The organism is Streptomyces sp. CG 926, from assembly GCF_003148825.1.
Lineage (GTDB): Bacteria > Actinomycetota > Actinomycetes > Streptomycetales > Streptomycetaceae > Streptomyces.
The window spans coordinates 365,936-386,541 of the sequence record NZ_QGGZ01000005.1 but is presented as its reverse complement, the minus strand read 5'-3'; the positions used below and the strand labels follow the sequence as shown (position 1 = coordinate 386,541).

The window sequence follows — 20,606 nt, the reverse complement described above, 5'->3', positions numbered from 1 at the left end:
GCCGTGTATCGATGGGCGCTCGGCCGCCGATCGAATCGCGCACCCGGCCGCCACCTCGGCCACCGCGTCCGATGCCTCCCGTATCGTTCCTTCCGGGTCGCCGCGCCACGGAGGAGTTCAGGCCGGAGCGGCGCTGCGCCCGACCCGTACGAACAGGAGTCCCGCCCGTGCCCGCACCCGCCCCGGCGCCGGAATCTGTGCCTCCGGTCCGCGTGCTGCTGGTCGAGGACGACGAGCTGATGCGCCGGTCCTTCGCCGTCGCCCTCGAACGCTACGGCTACCGGGTCACGGCCGCGGCCGACGGACTGACCGGGCTGGAGTCCTTCCGCGACGACGAAGACTTCGACCTGCTGATCCTGGACGTGATGCTGCCCGGCCTCGACGGGATCGGGCTGTGCCGCCGGGTCCGCGAGACCAGCCTGGTGCCGGTACTGATGATGTCCGCGCGCGGCGACGGCCTCGATGTCGTCGCCGGTCTGGAGGCCGGGGCCGACGACTACGTGGTCAAGCCGGTGGAGACGAACGTACTCGTGGCCCGCATCCGCTCGCTGCTGCGGCGGGCCTCCTACGCGCCCCCCGCGGGCGGCGAGCCCGCCACCGGCCGGGAGGAGGACGTCCTGGTCTTCGGCGACCTGAGCGTCGACACCGGCGGGATGGAGGTGTTCGTCTCCGGAACCCCGGTGGCGCTCACCCCCACCGAGCTGAAGCTGCTGCTGGAGTTCGCGGCCCACCCGGGCATCGTGCTGGAACGCCACACGCTGCTGCGCAACGTCTGGGAGTACGGCTGGGACGGCGACAGTCGGGTCGTGGACCTGGCCGTCCAGCGGCTGCGCAAGAAACTGGGCCGGGAGCGGATCGAGACGGTCCGCGGCTTCGGCTACAAGCTCAGGCGCTGAGGCCGGTGCGTCCCCCGCGCCGGCCGGGGTGGCCGGCCCGTGTGCCCCTGCGCTGGAAGATCGCCGCGCTGGCGGCCGCCACGGCCTGCCTGGTCGCCCTGGCGGTGGGCGTCCTCGTCCACGTGTGGACCGCGATGGACATCCGCGGCCGGGCCGAGATGGACGCCACCAACACGGTGTACTCGGCCATGGACGTCTACCGCCGCACCGGAACCCTGGCCGGCGGCGCCGAGCTGGATCCGGCCGAACTGCCCACCGCGCTGCGCCACCCGACCGGCGACGAGCGGCGGGTGGCCTACGACGGGCGCGTCGAGGGGAACCTCGGGCCGAGCGTCTGGGGCGCCCAGCGGGTCGGCGGTCCGGGCAGCCCGGTGCTGGCCGTCCGGATCAACATGAGCCCGCAACTGCACGACCTGCGCCGCCTCGACGCCAGCATGGCGGTGGCCTCGCTCGTCTCGCTCGCCGCCGCGCTGCCGCTGGCCGTGTACGGGGCCGCTCTGGTCGCCCGCCGACTGCGCCGGGTCGCCGAGACCGCGGCCCGGATCTCCACCGGGGACCTCGACGCCCGCACCGGCCCCGCCCTGGGCCGCGCCAGAGGCCGCGACGAGGTGACCGACATCGCCGCCACCGTCGACCTCATGGCCGACAGCCTCGGCCGACGGCTGCGCATCGAGCGGCAGTTCACGGCGGACGTGGCCCATGAGCTGCGCACCCCCGTCGGCGGTCTGCTGGCCGCCACCGACCTGTTGCCGCCGGGCGAGACGGAGGACCTGCTCCGGGCCCGCGTACGGGACCTGCGCGGCCTGGTCGAGGACCTGCTGGAGATCTCCCGGTTGGACGCGGGTGCGGAGGCGCCGGTACGCGCCCGGGTCCCGCTGGCCGCGGTGGTCGCCGAGGCGGTGGCCCGTACCGGCCTCGACACGGAGGTCGCCGAGAGCGCGGAGAGCGTGGAGTACGTGGAGACCGACCCGCGCCGTCTGGAGCGGATCGTCGGGAACCTCGTCAGCAACGCGCACCGGCACGGGCGTACCCCGGTGCGGGTCACCGTCGAGGGCCTGACCGTCGTCGTCCGCGACCACGGCCCCGGCTTCCCCACCGACCTGCTGCTCGACGGCCCGCGCCGCTTCCGTACCGGCGCAGCGGAACGGGGCGCGGGGCACGGCCTCGGCCTGACCATCGCGCTGGGCCAGGCCCGGGTGCTCGGCGCCGAACTGCGCCTGGACAACGCCCCGGACGGCGGCGCGGTCGCCACCCTGCGGCTCCCGCCCCCACCGGCCGCTGCCGGGCCGCCGCGCAACGGCGCGGAAGCCGATACACGGCCGCCCCGACCCTGATACGTCCCCCCGACACCCTTCGGCGTGCACCCCTTTCCCACCGCGCCCGAAGTGGAGTCCCTGTGACCGCCGACCCGTTCTCCCCCCGCCCGACGCCCGGTATCGCGGCCTCCACCACCGAGTTGTCGAAGGTCTACGGCAGCGGCGACACCCGTGTGGTGGCCCTCGACCGGGTCAGCGTCTCCTTCCGGGAGGCCGAGTTCACCGCGATCATGGGCCCCTCCGGCTGCGGCAAGTCCACCCTCATGCACTGCGCCGCGGGCCTGGACTCCGTCAGCTCGGGCTCGGTCCGCATCGGCACCACCGAGCTCGGCACGTTGGGCGACCGGCAGCTCACCGAGCTGCGCCGGGACCGGGTCGGCTTCATCTTCCAGGCGTTCAACCTGCTGCCCACCCTGACGGCGCTGGAGAACATCACCCTGCCGCTGTCCATCGCCGGACGCCGACCGGACCGGGAGTGGCTGGACCGCGTGGTGTCCATGGTCGGCCTCGGCGGGCGCCTCGACCACCGGCCCGGACAGCTCTCGGGCGGACAGCAGCAGCGCGTCGCGGTGGCCCGGGCGCTGGTCACTCGGCCCGGGATCGTCTTCGGCGACGAGCCCACCGGCAACCTCGACTCCCGCGCCGGGGCCGAGGTCCTCGGCTTCCTGCGGGACTCCGTACGCGAACTGGGTCGGACCGTGGTGATGGTGACCCACGACCCGGTCGCCGCCTCCTACGCGGACCGCGTCGTCTTCCTCGCCGACGGCCGGCTGGTCGACGAGATGGTGCACCCCACCCCGGACCGGGTGCTGGACCGGATGAAGCAGCTCGACACCCGCGCGCGCACGAGCTGACCCTCCCCTGCTCCTCCCCTCGTCCCGCCCCCTGCCCCGCCTCCGGAAGCCACTCACCCATGTTGAAAACAGCCCTGCGCAACGTCCTGGCGCACAAGGCCCGACTGCTGTTGACGGTGCTCGCCGTCACCCTCGGCGTCGCCTTCGTCTCCGGCACCCTCGTCTTCGCGGACTCCTCCACCGCCGCCCACCGGGCCGCCGTGTCCAAGGACTACGCCGACATCGCGGTCACCGTGACCCCGAAGGACCCGCCACCCGGCACGGCACCCGCGGACGGATCCGCCGGGGTCGAGCACGCCACCGTGCTCGACGACGAACTCGCCCGCAAGCTGGCCGGGTTGCCCGGGGTCGCCGCCGTACGGCCGTCCGCGGACGGCCTGGCCACCCTGAACGCCGCGGACGGCGCCCCGCTGCGCACCGGCAGGATCTGGGCGCACCGGGCGGGCGCCTACGTCCCCGGCGCCGACGGCAAGGACGGCCGCCATCCGCTGACCGAGGGCCGGGCCCCCCGCGACGGCGGGGAGATCGCCGTGGACAGCGGCACCGCCGCCGCCGGCCGGTTCCGTATCGGCGACGAGATCACCCTGGCCACGGACGGCCCGGTCATGACGAAGCGGCTCGTCGGCATCGTCACCACCCGGGACACCCGGGTGACGGCCGGCGGCACCCTCGCCCTCTTCGACAAGGCCACCGCACAGCAGCTGTTCGCCTCCCCGGGCCGCTACACCTCGATCGACCTGTCCGCCGCACCCGGCGCCGACGCGGCCGAACTCTCCCGCCGGGTCGCCGCCCTGCTCCCCGCCGGCCGGGCCGAGGCCACCACCGGCACCGCCCAGGCCGCCCAGCAGTCCGTCCTCGTCGACACGCTCACCCGCGGCGACGAGAAGCTGTCACTGGTCTTCGCCGGAGTCGCGCTCTTCATCGGGTCGTTCCTCATCGTCAACACCTTCACCATGCTCGTCGCCCGGCGCACCCGGGAGATCGCCCTGCTGCGCGCGATCGGTGCCACGCGCCGTCAGGTCGTCCGCTCCCTCCTCTGGGAAGCCGTCCTCCTCGGCCTGGCCGCGTCGGCCCTCGGTTTCCTGCTGGGCCTCGGGATCGCCTCCGTACTGCCGCGGATCCTCAGCACCACCGGCGAGCCGCTGCCGCGCGGCCCCCTGGTGATCGGCCCGCTCCCGGTGGTGGCCGCGCTCGCCGTCGGCGTGGGGGTCACCGTGCTCGCCGCGTGGCTGCCGTCCCGCAAGGCCGCCCGGATCGCGCCGGTCGAGGCGATGCGCACGGCCGAACAGCCGCCCACCGCCGCCGCGTCCCGGGTCCGCGGCGCGGCCGGTGCCCTCCTGCTCGCCTCCGGCGTCGGGCTGCTGCTGTCCCTCGCGGGCGCGAAGGACGCCTCCGAGGAGAACCTGCGGAGCGCGATGTTCGGCTGCGCCCTGCTCGTCGTCGCCGTGATCGTGCTGGCGCCGCTGCTCGCCGTCCCCGTACTCCGGTCGAGCGGCCGGCTGACCGGCCGCCTCGGGATCACCGGCCACCTCGCCCACCGCAACGCGCTGCGCGACCCGCGGCGCACCGCCGCCACCGCCTCCGCGCTGATGGTCAGTACCGCCCTGGTCGCCGGTCTCTCCGTCATCGGCCACTCCACCGGGCAGGCCCTCGACCGCCAGGCCGCCGCCGGGCTCAGCGCCGACTACGTGATCAGCACCCACACCTCGTCGGTCGGCATCGACCCGGCCGCCGTGCAGCGGGTGTCGGCCACCCCGGGCGTACGGACGGCGACCGCCGTCTGCGACTCCACCCTCTTCATCGGCGGTGGCGTCCGCCAGATCTCCGGCATCGATCCGGTCGCCGCCCCGTCCGTCATGAAGCTCGACTTCGTCAGCGGTTCCCTCAAGGACCTCGGACCGGGTCGTATCGCCCTCTCCCGCACGCTCGCCCACGAGAACGGCGTGCGCGCCGGTGACCGGATCGGCGCCCGGATCGGTGGCCCCGGCCAGGACCTCACCCCGTACACGGTCGTCGGCGTCTACGAGGACAACCCCACGGCCCTGGACGCCCTGGGCGCCCGCACCGAGGTCCAGGAGAAGGCCCTCACCCCCGGCTCCGTCCAGCGCGTCCTCGTCCGCGCGGACGGCGACACGGACGGCGACACGGGTGGCGGTTCGGCGGGCGGTTCGGGCGGCGGCGTGAAGGACCGGCTGCGGGCCGCCACCGGCAACAACCCGCTGCTCCAGGTCCAGGACCGGCAGGAACTCGTCCGACAGGCCGCCGGATCCCTGAGCACCCTGCTGACCCTCACGTACGGCCTGCTCGCCATCGGCGGCGTGATCGCCGCGCTCGGCATCATGAACACGCTGGCCATGTCGGTGCCGGACCGCACCCGCGAGATCGGTGTCCTGCGCGCCATCGGGATGGACCGCACCGGGATCCGCCGGATGATCCGCCTCGAATCCCTGACCGTGGCCGCCTTCGGCACCCTGCTGGGGCTGGCGTCCGGCCTGTTCGGGGCCTGGACGGTCGGCGCCCTGACCAACGGCGCGCTCAAGGACTACTCCCTGGCCCTGCCGTGGGGCACGCTGCTCCTGGTCTGCCTGATCTCCTTGGCCACGGGCGTGGTCGCGGCCGCCTTGCCGGCCCGCCACGCGTCGGCCCTGAGCCCGTTGGAGGCCGTCGCCGAGCTGTAGGGGTCAGGCCTGTTCAGGCCCGTTCAGGCCTGTTCCCAGGGGGCGGGATCCGGTCGCCGGTACCACCACCGGCCGAGGCCGGCCCGTCCCGGGGGCCGGCCGCCCGTCAGCTCCTCGACGAGCCTCCCCGACGGGTCCTCCTCCGTCGCCCGGACGAACCGTAGGTCCAGCCCGGCCACCGCGTCGTCGAGCAGCCGGCGGACCTCCGGCGGCAGCCCGGCACCGATACGGGCGAGCTCGTCGCGGGCTTCGAGGCGTTCCCGGTAGAGGTCGGCCGGATACCAGCCCGAGGGCGCCCAGCCGGATTCCATCTGCAGGATCAGCCTCTCCCACACGATGAGGGGACCCTCCAGGGACTGGTGCGGCCCGTCATCGGGCCACCGTCGTGCCGCCGACGCCATGAAGGCCTGGGCCACCGGGGACGGCGGCCGCTGCTCCCGAACGATCTCGGCGAACCGCTCGACGACCGCGTGGGGCAGCTGCGGGAGCGGCGCCTCGGCGCTGTCGACCGTGAGGAGCGGCGGCTCGTCGTCGGACGGTTCGAGCCGGACCCGGGTGAGGAGGCCCTCGGGCGTCGCCGCCCAGTAGGCACTCGGATACGCCTCCACGGCGGAGAACAGGACGGTCGTCCCGGCGGCCTTCGCGAACCGCGCGGCGACCTCGGACTCCGCCGGCTGATCGGCGACCTGGTGCTGGGCGTAGACGTCGAGCGACCGGGCCAGGTCACCGAAGCACACGTCGTAGGTGCACAGGACGGGCGCGGTCCAGTCCCGCAGTTCGGCATCGGCGTCGGCGTGGGCCACCCCGACATCGGCGACCGCCACGCCGAAGCACCGGGCGAGTGCGGCGGCCATGACCTGGGGGTCGAGGGCGTCGACGGTGAGCAGGTGGTAGCCGGTGTTCACGGTGGGGTCGATCTCCAGCGGGTGGACGGCGTCCGAGGGGAGGACCCGGTACGAGGCTCCCGGTACGGGATTCCCGGTACGGGCCTCAGCGCCAGGTCACCGAGGGGGCGCGCAGCGCGAGCGCGGCGGCGTAACCCTCGGGGGCCGGCAGGTCGGTGAGGGACCAGTGCGGGGGGACGGAATCGCCGGCCGGGCCGGTTCCCAGGTAGTTCCGGTGGCCTTCGTGCCCCAGTCCCGCTCCGGTGCCCTTGAGATGGGCCTCCTTACGCGCCCAGAGACGGGCGAAGGCCACCGGGCGCTCGGCCTCGGGGAGCGCGGCCAGTTCGGCGCTCTCGTCGGGGTGGAAGAACTCCTCGCTCTGCGCCACCACCCGCGGCGCCGGCAGGGCCTCCACGTCCACGCCGACCGGCGTGGACGCGCAGGCCACGAAGACCGCGTCGCGGCTGTGCGACAGGGAGAACTGGGCGCGGCCGCCCACGAGAGCCGGCCGCCCGTCCGGGCCGCCGCACTCGGGACAGGCCTCGCGGGTCATCACCAGATCGCGCGGCGCGGTGTCGAGGAGGGCGCCCAGCAACAGCCTCAGCGTCACGTGCGCGACCAGGTACGAGCCGCGGTCCTGGGGACGCACGAACCGGTCGGCGCGTCGGCGCTCGGCCTCGTCGAGCACGTCGGGCGCGAGGCGTTCCGCGAAGGGGGCCTGCGTCGCGGCGTCCACGAACCGCACCAGCGCCTCACCGAGGGCGGGCATCCGCTGCGCCCCGACGGGCCGGTCGAGCCGCAACGCGACGGAACTGAGGCCTGCGGGTGTGGTCATCCGGAAATCCTATCCAACGGCCGCTTCGATTCGATGTGGTGCGGTGTGGGCGGTGCGGGATCAACGGGGCGCGATCAGCGGCCCGGGGTGCGACGGCGCCGGGCCAGGAGGTAGGCCCCCGCGCCCACAGCGCCCAAGGCGGCGGCCGCGCCGCCGATCGGCCAGCTGGACCAGCCTCCCGTCCCGTCCTGACAGGAGGCGCGGGTCGCGTCGTCGACCGGGGCCACCCGATAGCGGGCCCAGACCTCGTCCGCGCCGACCCAGCGGACCTCGTACAGACCCGGCTCGGCGTCGCAGCGAATGGTCGCCGTCGCCGTCACGACCGCCTTGGTCCCCCGCATGACGGGCCGGCCGGTGAAGCCCCGCGAGGTCAGGGCCTCGTCGTAGCCGCGCACGATCTCCGTCGGCGTCACCTTCTCGCCGGGCCGGAACGTCCTTACATCCCAAGGCGATTGCGGCCAGGACGCACTGGCGGGCCACTGCTCCTCCACCCGTTCGGGAGGATAGGCCGCGACCTTCGCGGGGCAGGCCGCCCGCTCGGCGTCGTCGATGTCCACGACCTTGACGGTCACCCAAGGAGCAGCGTCGTCGTCGGGCCCGCCGTCGGGCTCCGGCCTTGTCCTCCCGACCTGATACACGCCTGGCCGGGTGTCACACGCCACGACGGCCTCTGCGGTGACGGCCGGATCGCGCATCCGCAGCGTCCCGGGCCGGACGAAGACCTTGGAGACCACCCGGTCCCCGATCCACCCGGGCAGGTACGAGGGTGACCTGAGCGTGAGGCGCTCACCGGGACGCGCCGACACCTCGGCCCCGTCGAACAGCTCGGCAGGCGGATCCGCGGCCTGCGCGGCGAAGGCACTCGTGGCCGTCATCATCATCAGCAGCAGCGCCGTCACGGTGGCGCCACCGACCCTCATCCCCGCCCCGGCCATGCGTCCCCGTTCCCTGCCCGCCGACGGCCCATCCGCCTCGCCCGGACGGTAAGAGACCTTCGAGGCAAGAATGGTTCACCGCCACCCGCCCGCGGCGCAGGATCGAACGGCGCCCGTCGGTCCTCGCTTCAGCGGAGGTCGGGCCCGCCCGCCTCCGCAAGCTCGCCGAGCAGGCTGATCTCCTCGTCGGCGTCGTCCGGGGTGTCCGGGGCGTCCGGACCGACATCGGGGAACGATCCGGAGTCCTCCCCCTCACCGAGATGCGGGTACTTCTCGAGGAGGAATCGCCGCCTGTACGCCATGTCGGCAGCGTCGACGATCGACTCCAAGGTGGTCCAGTTGAGGGTCCCGCCGACGATGATCCCGAACGCGGGTACGGCCTTGCCGAGTCCCTTCTTGGTGAGGCGGAAACCGAATGCCTTCGCGAACTGCGCGGAGACCTTGGCCACGACCGCCTCGTTCAGAACGTCCCACGCCTTGCCTCGGACGAGGGCTTGGGTGAGTCGTGAGATGTCGGCCATCGCAGCGTTCTTGGCGGTGGCCGACGTCGCCGTCCCGGCGTTGACGACAGACATCACGAAGAGCTTCTCGGAGGGCTCTTCGGGGTCGTAGCCGTAGAGCAGCGATATCTGGCCGACGGAGCGGGACGCGAGCCCGAGGACGACCGCGGCATCAGCCGTGAACGCGCCGACGATCGCGCCTCCCGAAGGCGCGGCCGCGGCGCCGGCGGAGGCGGCGACGGCGAGCTGTCCTCCGGAGATCACCAGGCCTGCACCGGCTCCGGAGAGCGCTGCGGCGGCCGGGTAGAACCAACTCGCGGCTCGTCCACGTACGGCGTCGACCTGCTCGAGGTCGAGGCGGCGCAGATCGGACAGGGATGCGACGTCGTGCCCGCGCTTCTTGTGAAGCGTCACCACGCGTTTGGAGGAGAGTCCCGCTCTCGACACCCGCCCCACCGTCTGCCGCACCGACTGGAAGGCGGTGCCGCTCCAGTCGGGGAGGGCATCGGTGGCTCCGCGAGCCCCGGCGCTGACCTTGCGAGCGCCCTTGGCAGCGATGTCCTGCCCACGCGAAACCGCCGATTGGGCCCGCGGATGGTTCTCCAAGTACTTCGTGGCGCGCTTGCCGAGTTCCGCGGCGCCGGTGGCCACTTGCTCGCCGGCGTTCCTCATCACCCGTGACAGAGGACGGCCCTTGAACCGTTGGATGTCACGCCATGCCGCGAGTTCGTAGTCCGAGGGAGCTGTCATATCGCGAGCGTAGTAGCCGCGGCCGCCGCGCAGTGGCGTAATGCCGCACACCGGTTCACCCGCACAACGGGGATGCGGCGGTGAACCGAGCTACAGCTGTCGCCGATCACGGACCGTCGGAGGAGCCGAGAGCGACGTCCGTGTTCTCACCGCCCCAGCCGGTCGGGCTGCGCCAGATGACATTGACACGGAAGACGTCGCGAATCGTGCCTGCGGACCAGTCCTCGGCGGGCGGTTCGGAGAGAACGAGGTAGAGGCCGTCGGCCGCGGTGGGCAGCGTGTGGTTGATCTCGAGCAACCGGGTCGCGCCCGACCGGAGGTCCGCGTAGGTGGAGCGGCCTGCGCCCAGGGCCTCGTAGAGGAAGAGGCCGTGTTCGGTGACGCAACTGACGTCGACGACCGGCGAGTCGGTCGGCTGAAGGTCCGCCCAGAGGAGCGAGGACTTCAACGCGTGGCGGACCGCCTCGTGCTTCCTGCACGTACGGTCGGCCACGGCAGCCGCTTCCAAGGCGTGGAGGAAGCCCTCCCTCGTACTACTCGGTGCCGGTGCGGTCTCCGCGATGGTCATCTGTGTTTCTCCCTTCTCGTCGGGGCGCTGCGCGACGAGGTGTACGTCGGAGTCCGGCTCCGTCTCGGCGGTGAAGCGCGCCGCGAGCGCACGGCGGGCCGCGGCGAGGGGTTCGCCCCAGCCGGAGGCGGCCAGCTCCTCCACGAGCCGGCCCGTGTCCAGGGTGCCGTCCTTGAGCGCTCGATTGGCCGAGGCGGCGAGGTCGCGCAGAACGGCCAGGCTGTCCCGGTCCGGGTCTCCGAACAGGTGCAGGACGTCGACCCAGTCGGCCTGGTCCCGTCGCAGGATGCGATTGGCCATGCCCTGCAGTTCGGAGAGACGGCTGCGGGCATCAGGAACATCGCCGTCGCCCTCGGCCAGTTCTCCGAGCACGTCGAGTGCCGCAACGTAGCGGGCGGCCATCCGCTCCGAGACGGGCGACCGGCCACGCCGGTCGGCGGTGAGCACGGTCTGGCTCGTCTCGTTGGCGAACACCCAGCAGTCCAGTTCCTCGCCGCGCCGCGGCGAGACCGAGCCGTGGCGGACGCCGAGGACGAGCGGCCGGTCGATCACCGGGGCCAGGGCCCGCACCTTGTAACGGCCGCCCGGCGCCCGTTCCACGACCTCGACCCTGATGTCGGTGCCGATCCGGGGGAGCCCGGGCGCCGCGCCGTCCGCCTGCCCCGCGTCGGACATCGCCGGTGCGTCGCCGTCCCCGGTGCCGGTGAGCGCCTCCGGCAGCGGGGCGGTGTGCAGGACGGTCAGGCTCTGGGTGCTGCGGGTGAGCGCCACGTACAACTGACGCAGCCCGGCGGGGCCTCGATCGGCGATCGTGGCGGGCTCGACGACCAGGACGTGGTCGTACTCCATCCCCTTGACCTGCGCTGCGGCCAGCACGGAGATCGCCTCACGGTCGGGTGCGCCGATGTCACCGTCCTCGGCGATCCTGCCGCTGATGGCGTCCAGCCAGTCCGAGTCGTCGGGAACGACGACGGCCACGGAGCGAGGCGTACTGCCATCGTTGGTGTCCATGAGCCGGGCCGCGTGGGCGACCGTGTCGTCGAGCAGCTTCCACGGCTCTGTCGCCACGGTCCGTACCGCGTGCGGTCCCGCTTCCCTGACGGCCTGCGGGTAGGGCAGGTCCGGTGCGATCGTCCGCGCGAGAGGGGCGACGAACTCCATGATCTCGGCGGGGACACGGTAGCTGGTGGTGAGCTGAGCCACGCTCCAGTCGCCGTGGTCGGACAGGAGCGCGCCGAGCACGTCCCAGCTCGTCGGAGTGTGGACGCCCGTCGCCTGCGCAAGATCGCCCAGGACGGTCATGGAGCCGCCTACGGCGCAGCGCCGCCGCAGGGAGCGGGCCTGCATGGGCGTGAGGTCCTGGGCCTCGTCGACGACGATGTGGCCGTATCGCGGTGGGGTGTCGCCGCTGATCAGCACTCCGAGCTCTTCGAGGCAGACGTGGTCGTCGAGGGTCCACGGGTCGGCGTCGGCGCTGGCGGCCCGAGCCCGCAGCAGGGCCGCCTGCTCGTCCTCTCCGACGATGCCGTCGGCGCAGTCCCTTAGGAGGTCGGCCGAGTCGTAGAGGCTACGCAAAGCCTCCCGGGGGCCGGGGGACGGCCAGACGCGGTCGACGAGGCGCTCGACCCGGCGGTTGCGTTCCAGGTCGCGGCGGATCGTGCCGGCCTGCCCGCGGCGCGGGGCGACATCGGCGAGCTCCTGGAGAAGCCGGTCCACGAACAGGCCGCGGAAACGGTCGCGCCGCTCCCGGAAGGGCCCGTCGCCGGTGTGCGCCCGGTCGAGGAGGGCGAGAACCTCGGACTTCGGCACGCGAAGGGTCGTACTGCCCGCGGTGACGACGATCGCGGGCTCGTCGCCCTCGAAGGAGGGGTCGACGGTGAGGGCGTCGAGAGCCTCGGGGCGGTAGTCGCTCTCGACGCGGCGCCGCAGCACGGCCGCCATGCGTTCGTCCGACTTCACGAGGCGCGTCTTCGGGGAGTCGGTGCCGAGGATCTCGCCCTCCCACACCCGGTCCAGTTGGACGGCGTTGACGTCCCGAGTACCGAGGGTGGGGAGGACCTGTCCGACGTAGTCGAGGAACCGCTGGTGGGGGCCGATGACGAGGATGTCCTGAGCCTTGAAGTGCTCGTTGTTGACGAGCCAGGTCACCCGGTGCAGACCGACCGCGGACTTGCCGGTACCGGGGCCGCCCTGCACGACGAGGATGTCCGAGGGCGAGCCGGTGACGAGCTCCATCTGGTCGCGGCGGATGGTCTCGACGATGTCCCGCATCCGACCGCCGCGGGACCGCTGGAGCTCCCGTAGCAGGAAGTCGTCCGGCTGGAGCGACTTCCGCCGCTGGTGTCGTACGACATCGCCGGGGGTGGGGGCCGGCACCCGCTCCGGGGCGGGGGACGCGTCCTTCGCGTCCGCCGCGCCGTCGTCGGCGGTGGGACGGGGCTCGGGCACGGCGGCGGGCACGGGCACGGGAGCGGGCGTCGGCGGTGAGATCTCGTCGAAGTAGCTGTTGACGATCCGCCGTACGCAACGGAGCTGTCGACGCAGGACCACCTCGCCCGGGTTCTCGGGCCGGGTCTCGATCCACCTCTTCGCCAGGGGGCTGGTCCACAGCAGGACCACCGGCTCGCGCGAGGCGTCGTGGACGACGCGTCGCCCGATGTACCACGGCCGGGGCTCCCCACCCGGGTCCTCCGGCGCGTCGACACGGGAGAAGACCAGGGCTTCGTCCCCGAGCCCTCCGTAGGCCTCCGCACGAGCCTCCGCCTCGGCCCGGTTGGCGATCCCGTCCTTGCCGCTCGCGGAGGCGGTGGCCGCCGAGGGGCCGCTCAGCTCGGCCAGTTTCGTGGTGTAGCAGTCGTACGCGTGGTCCACCGCCCGCTGCTCACCGGCGAGGATCTCGTCCCGAGTGGTGGTGCTCATGTGCGTCCTCCCCGCGGTGTCGGGGAACACCGCTACGGGCATGCGCCCGTACCCCGCTGAAACAACTATCAGAAACCGCCCGTGACGAACGGTCAGTTGATCAGTTCCAGGACGAGGCCGCCGATCTCGGCCCACCGGGCCCACATCTGGTCGAACATGCGGCCCGTCTCCGATGGCCTGCGCGATCGGGCCGGCGACGGGTGGGAGAGCGTGGGTTCCATCGAGCCGGCCACCTTCGGCAGATCCCGAGGGCGGCCTCGCCCGCCGAGTCCTTCGCCCCTACCGCCCCGGACGCCCGGAATCCACAGGTCACGGCCACGCCTTCGGCTCGGCCGCGATCCTCCGGCAATCCGTGCGACCGGCCTCGATCCAGCCTCTCCAGCCGGAGGGTGGCTGCTGCGGCCGATCCCTGATTCGCGTCTCCGCAGTCAAAGGCAGACCCGGTACGCGAAATCCTCACACACCGGACCGCGGGCGTTACCGCAAGGCAGGGCTGGGCCGGGATACCGAATGCCAAGCCGTGCCGACTACCAACTGTTCATCCCGCCGTTCGATGGAGCACGATCTCCCGCACATCCGCCAACCATTGACGCAGCCGCACACCCTTGGGCGGGAAAACACCAAGCCCCAACGTCGCCGCCGACTCCTCGAGCATTTTATCCGATTCGTTGAGGATCATGAATTCACGGATCTCGCCCGCCAACTGTCGGAGGTCACTCTCCGAAGCATCTGAAAGGTAGTCGTCCAGAGCCTCCCTGTGCGAGGAGTACTCCAGCGAGAAATCTTGATGGAAGTATGCCGCCAACAGGTGTCGGAGTCCCGGAAAACGCTCTCTCCATTCCCATGAGGTTTGAGGGGGCGACTGGGAGGGAGTTTCCGGCTCTGCGAGGAACTGCCGGAGGTGCCCGCCGATGACGGCAAGACAGCTTTCCACCGTCTTCCCGTGGGGAGGGTGGATGTGAGGCAAGAGGTCGACATCATCCGCGATCTCATCATTGAACAGGCCGGTCTCGAGGAGATCGTCGATTTCGGCTGCCGCCTCGGCTGCGCGCGCGGGCTCGATCGCCGCTTGCCTGAGGTAGGCACTGAGCGCAACTCCGCGACGGTCCTCTGTGTCATCGAAGGCGTAGCCAGTCACTGTATAAGAGCGCAGGAGGTCGCGCAGCTCACGAAAACGATCGTTCGACGGTGTCACCTGTTCGCGCCTTACTCTCGAGCTATGGAATGGGATATGAAGTGAGGATTCGGTAGCCGTTCGCAGCGGACGGGTCGCGCTTAAGAACCACTTGCACTCCGTTCACCCATTGCGCGGCAGTTCCGCGTTTGAAGTTCTCCCGGGTCAAACTCAGGCCGGTTGCCTCATCGAATTCCTCAGTGAAGTCCATCTTCTGCCCCTTGGGGCTGGCAAGCCATTCGCCGATTTTTTTCTGGTTTTTCAGCATCGCTGCATCAGTGAATCTCTGAGCCGAAGCCTCGTCTATGTATCTGGATGCCGCAGGCATTTTGGGGTTGCTCCGCAGACGCGCACGCAGGTCGCGTGTCGTCATCGCCACGTGCCGCTCGATGGTATGCGAGCCGTTGATTCCTTCGTCCCCCGCGATATCCGCACGGTACTTGGGATTGACGGGCCCCTTACGCTTGCTGCGAGGCCATGCGTTCGGCTCTCCGTCGCGGAGGAGCATGCCGAGATCGCCCGCCTCGACCGCGAGCCCGCTGGGCAGCGCGAACTCCGGGGTGTAGCCCGGCAGGCGGACACCTCCCAGGAGACCGGTCCATCCACCGCCCTCCCTCGCGAGCTGGAACGCCCTCCCGGCTCCGCCGAAGGCTCCGCCGGTGAGGCCCCCGTAGACTCCGGCGTCCTGTGCCTCGTCAAGGTTGAAGCCGGTCTGCAGCCCCGCGGCTATCTTGAGCGGTTGTGCGACGGCGAGGTCGACGGTGACGGATTCGATGCCCGCGATGGCAGCGGTCGCGAAGACAGTGCCGGCGATCGCGGCCACTTCGGTCGTGAGTGCCACGCCCACAGTTGCCGCCAGCTCGACGATGGTGGCGGTGGCCGCCGCCGCGGCAACTTCGGTGGCGCCGAGGGTGAAGAACGCGAGAGCCGTGCCTGCGACTATGACGGCGCCGGCGATCTCCAGTTCGCGGTCGAGTTTCTTCTTCGCATCTGCTACGGCATCGGCGTACTGGTCGATCCCGGCCGCGAGGGAACGGGGGCCGTCGACGAGGTCCTGGAGCCACCCCTTCTTGTCCCGGTAGTAGCGGGCCCAGAAGGGGTCGGCAAACGCCGAGATGGCTTCGCCCGTGTTGTTGTGAATCAGCGTCTGAGCCGCCTTGTTGGCGGCTGCCGCGACGTCTTCCATGTCGTCGGCGAATGTACGCCAACCGTTCGCGATGGCACGGAGTTTGCCGACGTCGGCGGCGGGCCACTCGATTCCGGTGACGTCGGTGACGATCTCCCGGACCTTGTCACCGGTACTCACTGCTGGTGGCCCGCCATGTCGGGCTCGCTCTGGGACCCGGACGTGACCTTGCGGAAGATGGCCCCGACCAGGGCGTCGTTCTCTATGTGGCCGTCCGCCATGTCCGTCATCGCCGTGTGGATGCTGGCCAGGCCATCCTTGAGGATGCCTGCGGACTTCTCGATCTGGGCGACGATCGGCCCGTACTTGGCGTAAAACTCCTTGCCCGGTTCATCGTCTCCCCAAGCCGCTCCGGCTTTCGCCAGCGAGGCGGCAAGCGTGCCCAGGGCGGTGCCGAGCGCCTCGCTCTGATCGTGGAACACCGGCGCTGTCGCCTTCAGATCCGCCGTCTTGATGTCAAGGATTTTGCCTTCGTCGCCCACCGCGTCCCCTCCCATTGCGCTCGAGCCATACGACCCTAACCGCGGCCGAACGTTCGCAAGTGCGGGCAACTCAAAGAACAAGCAAAGATCAAGTTGTTTTTGTCAGGGAGGTTCGGGGGACTGCGTCAGGCGGTCCAGCGGCTCGGTTCCGATGCGGGCCGCTGGCACCAAGAGCCGCTGGCACCACCTGCTCAAGATCCCGTGTCGGCACGGGACTCACGACTACCGCGTACCCCTAGGCATCACCACCACACACGCCGACCGATCACTGCGCTCCACCGAAACCGGCCAGCGCCTCAAGAGCGACAGCGAACGCGGCTTCCACCGAGACGGATACCTCCAGCAGCCCTCAGGCCGGCCTCACCCACCAACTCCTCTACCCCTAACGCGCCGACTCCGAGTCCGTGCACAGCCAGTTCGACCTCAGCCTCTGGAACCGCCGCATGATCGCCTACGGCGTCGAGCGTCAGAAGATCTTCGTCCTCGGCTTCGCCGTCTCGCAGAACGCCACCAGCCACCGGATCCACCTCGAGGCCCGCAGCAGCGCCCAACAGGTCCTCGCTTCCCGACACACCCCTCAACCCGACGAGGCCGCACCCACCCCAGGGTGCGACCGTCGGCCCAGTTGAGCCCGCCACAGGGGGCAAGCAGACAGAACGGACGCCGCAGCCGTCCCCCCGCACCCAGCCTCCGCGCCCAGGTCCTTCGACCTTCAGAACCCCCAGGTCACGACCATGTCCTCGCCCCGGACCCTCGCCTGCGGCAATCCATGCGACCACTCCCAGCACGATCCGCTAGGCTGTCAGCGGTCAGACGACTACCAGGCGTGTGCCGGGGAAAGTGTCCGCGAGGGCAGCTCCACCCGGGCGGGCGCACGTCATCTGACCAGCACGCTTGCCGAAGCGGCTCGGGCGATCCCTCTGGGGTTTCCGGCAACGTTTCCGACAAGCCCCCGCCTTCGTGGGGCTTGACGGAAACCCTAGAAGACCAGGTCAGAGGCTTACCGCGGAAGCTGCCGAAAACGCTCCGCTCCCCTTCTCGGAACGCTCAGCCCATCGCTGCAGCTCAGAGCCCCACCGCCGACACGGTCGACACCCAGCTCACCGCATGGCCGAGACGGCCCGAGCATCCGCCATTCAGGGGCACCAGGGACAGAGCGCGTCGAGGTTCCGATGCGGGCCGCTGGCCGTCGCCGTCGCCGTCAACCATGGTCATGGTCAGGCCGAAGAGCATCTTGTTCATGTGTGAAAGCTGGCTCGCATTGCTCCTGCCTCGCCTGTCCAAACATGATCAAATGACGCCATGGTGTGGGACGAATGGGAAAAGGCAAAGGTGGATGTGGCTGGCGAGCGCCAGGTGTCGATGCGCCTCAACCAGCTGACCAGCGGACCTGGTGGCGGTCAAGCCGACCTGGTTGTACACCAGGATGACCTGGGCGAAGTGGGTCATGAGGCCTTCCTGCTGCATGGCCAACTGCAGAAGCAGGCCGACATCGCCGGCGCCGGTGCCGACGGCTCAGGAAGCGGCTCCACGATGCAGGCCGCAGCATCCTTGAAGACGGCCGGCTTCTCACTCGGCGGCGAGCTGGAGACCACGGTGTCCGTGTGGACCTCACAGGTAAAGACAGTCCTGCAGGCGTGCGCCCACATCTCGAACCACCTGGACTACTCCAAGAAGGCGCACGCCGCGGACGACGAGGCCATCGCGGCCTCGCTCCGCAACCGCGACGGCTCGGCCGTGTCCGTCTCCCGCATCGACGAGTACCTCAAGTAGGGAGCACGGCATGGACTACTCGGACCTCATGGAACTGGACCTCACGAAGCTGGGATCCGCCATTCAGGACTGGAAGCGTACGGCCGACGCTCTGCAGAGCCTGGGGGGACAGGCGCGCGACGGGGCAAAGGCCAAGGCCGAGAAGGCCCGCTGGGAAGGCGTGAACGCCGATGTGACCCGCGCCTTCGTCGGCAAGACGGTCAAGGAGATAGAGGACCTCCACACCGAGGCCAAGAGCATCTTCAGCGTCCTCCAGGACGCCCACTCCGAACTGGTGGCCATCCAGCAGCAGGCGAAGAACGTGACCGCCGATGCCAAGGAGGCAGGCTTCAACGTCCGTGTGGGGCAAGGCGGAGCGGTGACGATCGAGGATGCCCTGGTCTGCGAGGTGGACGGTCCCGGCCAGCGCAAGCAGGACCTCATGCGCTGGTACGCCGACACCCTGAGCGGAGCGGTGAGCCATGCGGCCGAGGTCGATGCCGCTGCCGTACGCGCTTTGCGCGGCAGCCACGGCGCGGATCCGCACAACGCCGGCCATGCGACGTATACCTCCCTCGATCAGGAGATGCTCCCGCGAGCACTGAAACTGGCCGGGCTCGGCGACGAGGCCGACACCAAACAGCGGAAGGAACTGCAGCGGCTCTGGCAGTCACTCGGGCCCGAGGCCCGGGCCCAGCTGTGGACCCAGCACCGGGACGACCTTCTTGCTGCCGGCCTGCTCCGGCCTCAGGTCAAGCAGGTCGCCGCGGACGACGGCGCTGGACCGTACGACGTCGAATCGCCAGGAATATCGGACTACTGGAAAGAGATCCAGGCCAATGGCATCTCGAACTCCGGCGACTTCATGGGCAAGACCGACGCGGCCCGACACATGGACCACTACCTGAACGGCAGCGGCAAGACGCTCGATCTGGACGTCGACCGCATGCTGGCCGACGACCCGGCGCTCCGCGACGAGGTGGCACGGATCCGGGCCACAGAGCAGGACGAGTGGCGGCAGCAGGCACTGGATGCCTTCGAGAAGTCAGGCGGCAAGCCTGTCGCCATCCCCGTGGAATCCGGCAGTAGCGGATACGAACACGAAAAGGGCCCGGACGGTACGAACAACTGGTACCTGGCCGTAGGCAGCGGCATGACCAACACGACCGGGGTGGTCACCGCCGCCCCCGGACCCGATGGGAAGCCGCAGGTCAGCATCGACTACCAGGTCAATGTGTGGGACCGCTACAACTGGGACGGAATCAAGGCCACGCCGATCGGACCGACCACCGTCACCGATGCCGACATGGCCCGCATGCACACGACAGGACTGGCCAGGGAGTTCGACATGCGAGGAAGCAGCTCGGTACAGCGACACGACCTGTCGGCAGGAGGGTCCTGGCCCGCGCCCGAGGACACCGGGCGGAGCGGCACCCGCACGGACATCGGCCGCAATTCGGCCGCCCGATGATCCGCGCACGACGCCCGGGCCCCGCCGTGGCGCTCACAGTGACAACAGTGCTGCTCGGCGCGCTCGCCGCCGGATGCTCCGGGACGTCCGGCAGTAGCGGCAGGGAAGGCGGCCGCTCCCCAGACCCGGGGACGTCCGAGTGGGTCGAGGGAGCCACCGCCGAGTCCATCGCCCGGACCCTGCACGTGGAGGTCCCCTCGACAGCGACTCACACCGCGGCAGCGCACCGCAAGGGGTTGCAGGACGACGGATTGATCCTGTCCTTCGTCCTGCCTGCGGAAGCCGTGGAGCCCTTCCTCACCCAGCTGAAGCCGGAGCAGCCCCTCAGACTGCGCGCGCAGCCCTTTGCCGCCGAGGCAACACCGGCCACACCGTTCGCACGCCTGGGGCTGCCGGAACCGGATTCGCTTCCCAAGGTCCGGGAGGGGCAGGTGTGCGCTCCCTGCAAGGGCGACCTGAACTGGCTCAAGATCGCAGTGGCACAGATCGACGTACGGAGCAGCCGCGTCTACCTGCGAGGGGTCGACTGACGCCCGCAAAAGCCGCGGTGTGGTCTGAAGCGCAGCCGTGCAAGGAGACAGCAGCGTTGCAAGCACGCGTCAACCCGGTCGCGCCCCGAGAGGCGCAGGAGAGTCAGTCGGCCTTCGTCGCCAGGATGCCGACCTCAAGGCGGCTGCGGGCGCCGAGGTGGGCCATCTCTCCGACATCATGCGGCGGGCGGTGCGCAGGCCGAGATCGGGCTTCTCGCCACGATCTCATCGGTAGCGCCTTGGGCGAGTTGACGCAGCGGCTCCAGGCAGCGAATCCAGCAACAGCGATCAAGGGGGGCAAGTTCGCCACATGCCCGGCATCAACTGGGCATAACTTTCCAGCCCAAAATCAGGATTCCACACCTTGCGCACACGTGGGCCCTCGTCGGCATCACCCCGACGAGGGCCCGTGATCAATCTAGACTAAAGCAGCCGAAGACCGGGCGTGCGAAGGAAGTAGGCCATTTCAGCCCATTCGAATAGACATGCAGCCAGAATTGCAGGAGCCGTCGGCGCGGAGAACTCCCAGCCGCCATCCCTTCTCACGCCCCGCATTTCACCATCCTCCATCAGACTCATGGCGAGGCCCCTCGTCGTGAATGCCAGTTCGACGGAGTCCCCCTGCAGGCAGACCGAACGCTTCGGCCAGAAGTATGCGGACGAGACTACAACTCGACAAGCCTGACCGTCCAAACTGCCCGCAATACCCCCCCGAAGCCGCTTGCGGATCAAGAATCCCGGAGCTGCCAGCCCATGGACTTCCAGGCGCTGCCCACTCTGAAGGGTCACGGCCCAATCTTCCCACGCCTCTGCGGCCGATTCGGCGCTCCCGCGGTCCCCAGGCCACCTGGTCAGAATGACAGACCCCATGGGCGT

The 20,606-nt window shown here is 70.5% G+C and carries 18 protein-coding genes; 8 read left to right on the top strand and 10 right to left on the bottom strand.

Annotation, left to right across the window (positions count from 1 at the left end; translation table 11 throughout):
* Positions 1 to 212 precede the first annotated feature (212 nt).
* From cseB to BCL76_RS16475, 4 genes are all read left to right on the top strand, one after another.
* Positions 213 to 896 carry a two-component system response regulator CseB gene (gene cseB / locus BCL76_RS16490; protein ID WP_375137931.1) on the top strand — a complete coding sequence of 228 codons (684 nt, stop codon included), beginning with the start codon at positions 213 to 215 and terminating at the stop codon, positions 894 to 896.
* A 41-nt stretch (positions 897 to 937) separates the two neighbouring features.
* The gene (locus BCL76_RS16485; protein WP_109780223.1) at positions 938 to 2,230 is read left to right on the top strand and encodes a sensor histidine kinase; all 1,293 of its coding nucleotides are present in this window, start codon (positions 938 to 940) and stop codon (positions 2,228 to 2,230) included.
* A 62-nt stretch (positions 2,231 to 2,292) separates the two neighbouring features.
* On the top strand, positions 2,293 to 3,066 hold the full coding sequence (locus tag BCL76_RS16480; RefSeq protein ID WP_181382579.1) for an ABC transporter ATP-binding protein: 774 nt from the start codon (positions 2,293 to 2,295) through the stop codon (positions 3,064 to 3,066).
* Between the two features lie 59 nt (positions 3,067 to 3,125).
* The gene (locus BCL76_RS16475; RefSeq protein ID WP_109780222.1) at positions 3,126 to 5,744 is read left to right on the top strand and encodes an ABC transporter permease; all 2,619 of its coding nucleotides are present in this window, start codon (positions 3,126 to 3,128) and stop codon (positions 5,742 to 5,744) included.
* Between the two features lie 23 nt (positions 5,745 to 5,767).
* Here BCL76_RS16475 and BCL76_RS16470 read toward each other — a convergent pair whose 3' ends face one another.
* The 9 genes from BCL76_RS16470 to BCL76_RS16435 form a co-directional block, all read right to left on the bottom strand.
* Positions 5,768 to 6,649, bottom strand: a complete 882-nt coding sequence (locus BCL76_RS16470; RefSeq protein WP_258309733.1) for a hypothetical protein — start codon at positions 6,647 to 6,649, stop codon at positions 5,768 to 5,770.
* A gap of 85 nt (positions 6,650 to 6,734) precedes the next feature.
* Positions 6,735 to 7,463, bottom strand: coding sequence for a 4'-phosphopantetheinyl transferase family protein (locus tag BCL76_RS16465; RefSeq protein ID WP_109780221.1), 729 nt, complete (start codon positions 7,461 to 7,463; stop codon positions 6,735 to 6,737).
* A gap of 74 nt (positions 7,464 to 7,537) precedes the next feature.
* A complete protein-coding gene (locus tag BCL76_RS16460; protein ID WP_109780220.1) occupies positions 7,538 to 8,398 on the bottom strand; it encodes a hypothetical protein in 861 nt (286 codons plus the stop codon).
* Positions 8,399 to 8,526: 128 nt separating this feature from the next.
* Entirely contained in the window at positions 8,527 to 9,648 is a 1,122-nt protein-coding gene (locus BCL76_RS16455) for an EcsC family protein (protein ID WP_109780219.1), read from the bottom strand.
* A 106-nt stretch (positions 9,649 to 9,754) separates the two neighbouring features.
* The gene (locus BCL76_RS16450; RefSeq protein WP_109780218.1) at positions 9,755 to 13,135 is read right to left on the bottom strand and encodes a HelD family protein; all 3,381 of its coding nucleotides are present in this window, start codon (positions 13,133 to 13,135) and stop codon (positions 9,755 to 9,757) included.
* Positions 13,136 to 13,227: 92 nt separating this feature from the next.
* Positions 13,228 to 13,356, bottom strand: coding sequence for a hypothetical protein (locus tag BCL76_RS39820; RefSeq protein WP_258309732.1), 129 nt, complete (start codon positions 13,354 to 13,356; stop codon positions 13,228 to 13,230).
* 317 nt (positions 13,357 to 13,673) lie between these two features.
* Entirely contained in the window at positions 13,674 to 14,330 is a 657-nt protein-coding gene (locus BCL76_RS16445) for a contact-dependent growth inhibition system immunity protein (RefSeq protein ID WP_109780217.1), read from the bottom strand.
* Positions 14,331 to 14,352: 22 nt separating this feature from the next.
* Positions 14,353 to 15,615: an RNase A-like domain-containing protein gene (locus BCL76_RS16440; RefSeq protein ID WP_109780216.1), complete on the bottom strand. Its 1,263-nt coding sequence runs from the start codon at positions 15,613 to 15,615 to the stop codon at positions 14,353 to 14,355.
* Positions 15,612 to 15,977, bottom strand: a complete 366-nt coding sequence (locus BCL76_RS16435) for a hypothetical protein (protein WP_258309731.1) — start codon at positions 15,975 to 15,977, stop codon at positions 15,612 to 15,614. The genes BCL76_RS16440 and BCL76_RS16435 overlap by 4 nt, the downstream gene beginning before the upstream one ends.
* Positions 15,978 to 16,381: 404 nt before the next feature.
* Here BCL76_RS16435 and BCL76_RS16430 point away from each other — a divergent pair, with 404 nt between their 5' ends.
* Positions 16,382 to 16,606, top strand: coding sequence for a hypothetical protein (locus BCL76_RS16430; protein ID WP_109780214.1), 225 nt, complete (start codon positions 16,382 to 16,384; stop codon positions 16,604 to 16,606).
* A 436-nt stretch (positions 16,607 to 17,042) separates the two neighbouring features.
* On the opposite strand, the gene BCL76_RS38985 is transcribed toward BCL76_RS16430, so the two are convergent.
* Positions 17,043 to 17,219, bottom strand: a complete 177-nt coding sequence (locus BCL76_RS38985) for a hypothetical protein (protein ID WP_181382578.1) — start codon at positions 17,217 to 17,219, stop codon at positions 17,043 to 17,045.
* 60 nt (positions 17,220 to 17,279) lie between these two features.
* Here BCL76_RS38985 and BCL76_RS16425 point away from each other — a divergent pair, with 60 nt between their 5' ends.
* Genes BCL76_RS16425 through BCL76_RS16415 form a run of 3 tightly spaced genes read left to right on the top strand, consistent with a single transcriptional unit; the run spans position 17,280 to position 19,730 of the window.
* A complete protein-coding gene (locus BCL76_RS16425; protein WP_030761660.1) occupies positions 17,280 to 17,750 on the top strand; it encodes a hypothetical protein in 471 nt (156 codons plus the stop codon).
* A gap of 10 nt (positions 17,751 to 17,760) precedes the next feature.
* Positions 17,761 to 19,200 (top strand): hypothetical protein, encoded by a 1,440-nt coding sequence (locus tag BCL76_RS16420; protein ID WP_109780213.1) that lies wholly within the window; start codon positions 17,761 to 17,763, stop codon positions 19,198 to 19,200.
* Between the two features lie 38 nt (positions 19,201 to 19,238).
* The gene (locus BCL76_RS16415) at positions 19,239 to 19,730 is read left to right on the top strand and encodes a hypothetical protein (RefSeq protein ID WP_146228386.1); all 492 of its coding nucleotides are present in this window, start codon (positions 19,239 to 19,241) and stop codon (positions 19,728 to 19,730) included.
* Positions 19,731 to 20,606 lie beyond the last annotated feature (876 nt).

Bases quoted from the DNA above. Each gene is read 5' to 3' on its own strand.
- BCL76_RS16420 (WP_109780213.1), top strand. From the start codon at position 17,761: ATGGACTACTCGGACCTCATGGAACTGGACCTCACGAAGCTGGGATCC.
- BCL76_RS39820 (WP_258309732.1), bottom strand. From the start codon at position 13,356: ATGGAACCCACGCTCTCCCACCCGTCGCCGGCCCGATCGCGCAGGCCA.
- BCL76_RS16475 (WP_109780222.1), top strand. From the start codon at position 3,126: ATGTTGAAAACAGCCCTGCGCAACGTCCTGGCGCACAAGGCCCGACTG.
- BCL76_RS16460 (WP_109780220.1), bottom strand. From the start codon at position 8,398: ATGGCCGGGGCGGGGATGAGGGTCGGTGGCGCCACCGTGACGGCGCTG.
- BCL76_RS16450 (WP_109780218.1), bottom strand. From the start codon at position 13,135: ATGAGCACCACCACTCGGGACGAGATCCTCGCCGGTGAGCAGCGGGCG.
- BCL76_RS16425 (WP_030761660.1), top strand. From the start codon at position 17,280: ATGGTGTGGGACGAATGGGAAAAGGCAAAGGTGGATGTGGCTGGCGAG.
- BCL76_RS16455 (WP_109780219.1), bottom strand. From the start codon at position 9,648: ATGACAGCTCCCTCGGACTACGAACTCGCGGCATGGCGTGACATCCAA.
- BCL76_RS16465 (WP_109780221.1), bottom strand. From the start codon at position 7,463: ATGACCACACCCGCAGGCCTCAGTTCCGTCGCGTTGCGGCTCGACCGG.
- BCL76_RS38985 (WP_181382578.1), bottom strand. From the start codon at position 17,219: ATGAACAAGATGCTCTTCGGCCTGACCATGACCATGGTTGACGGCGAC.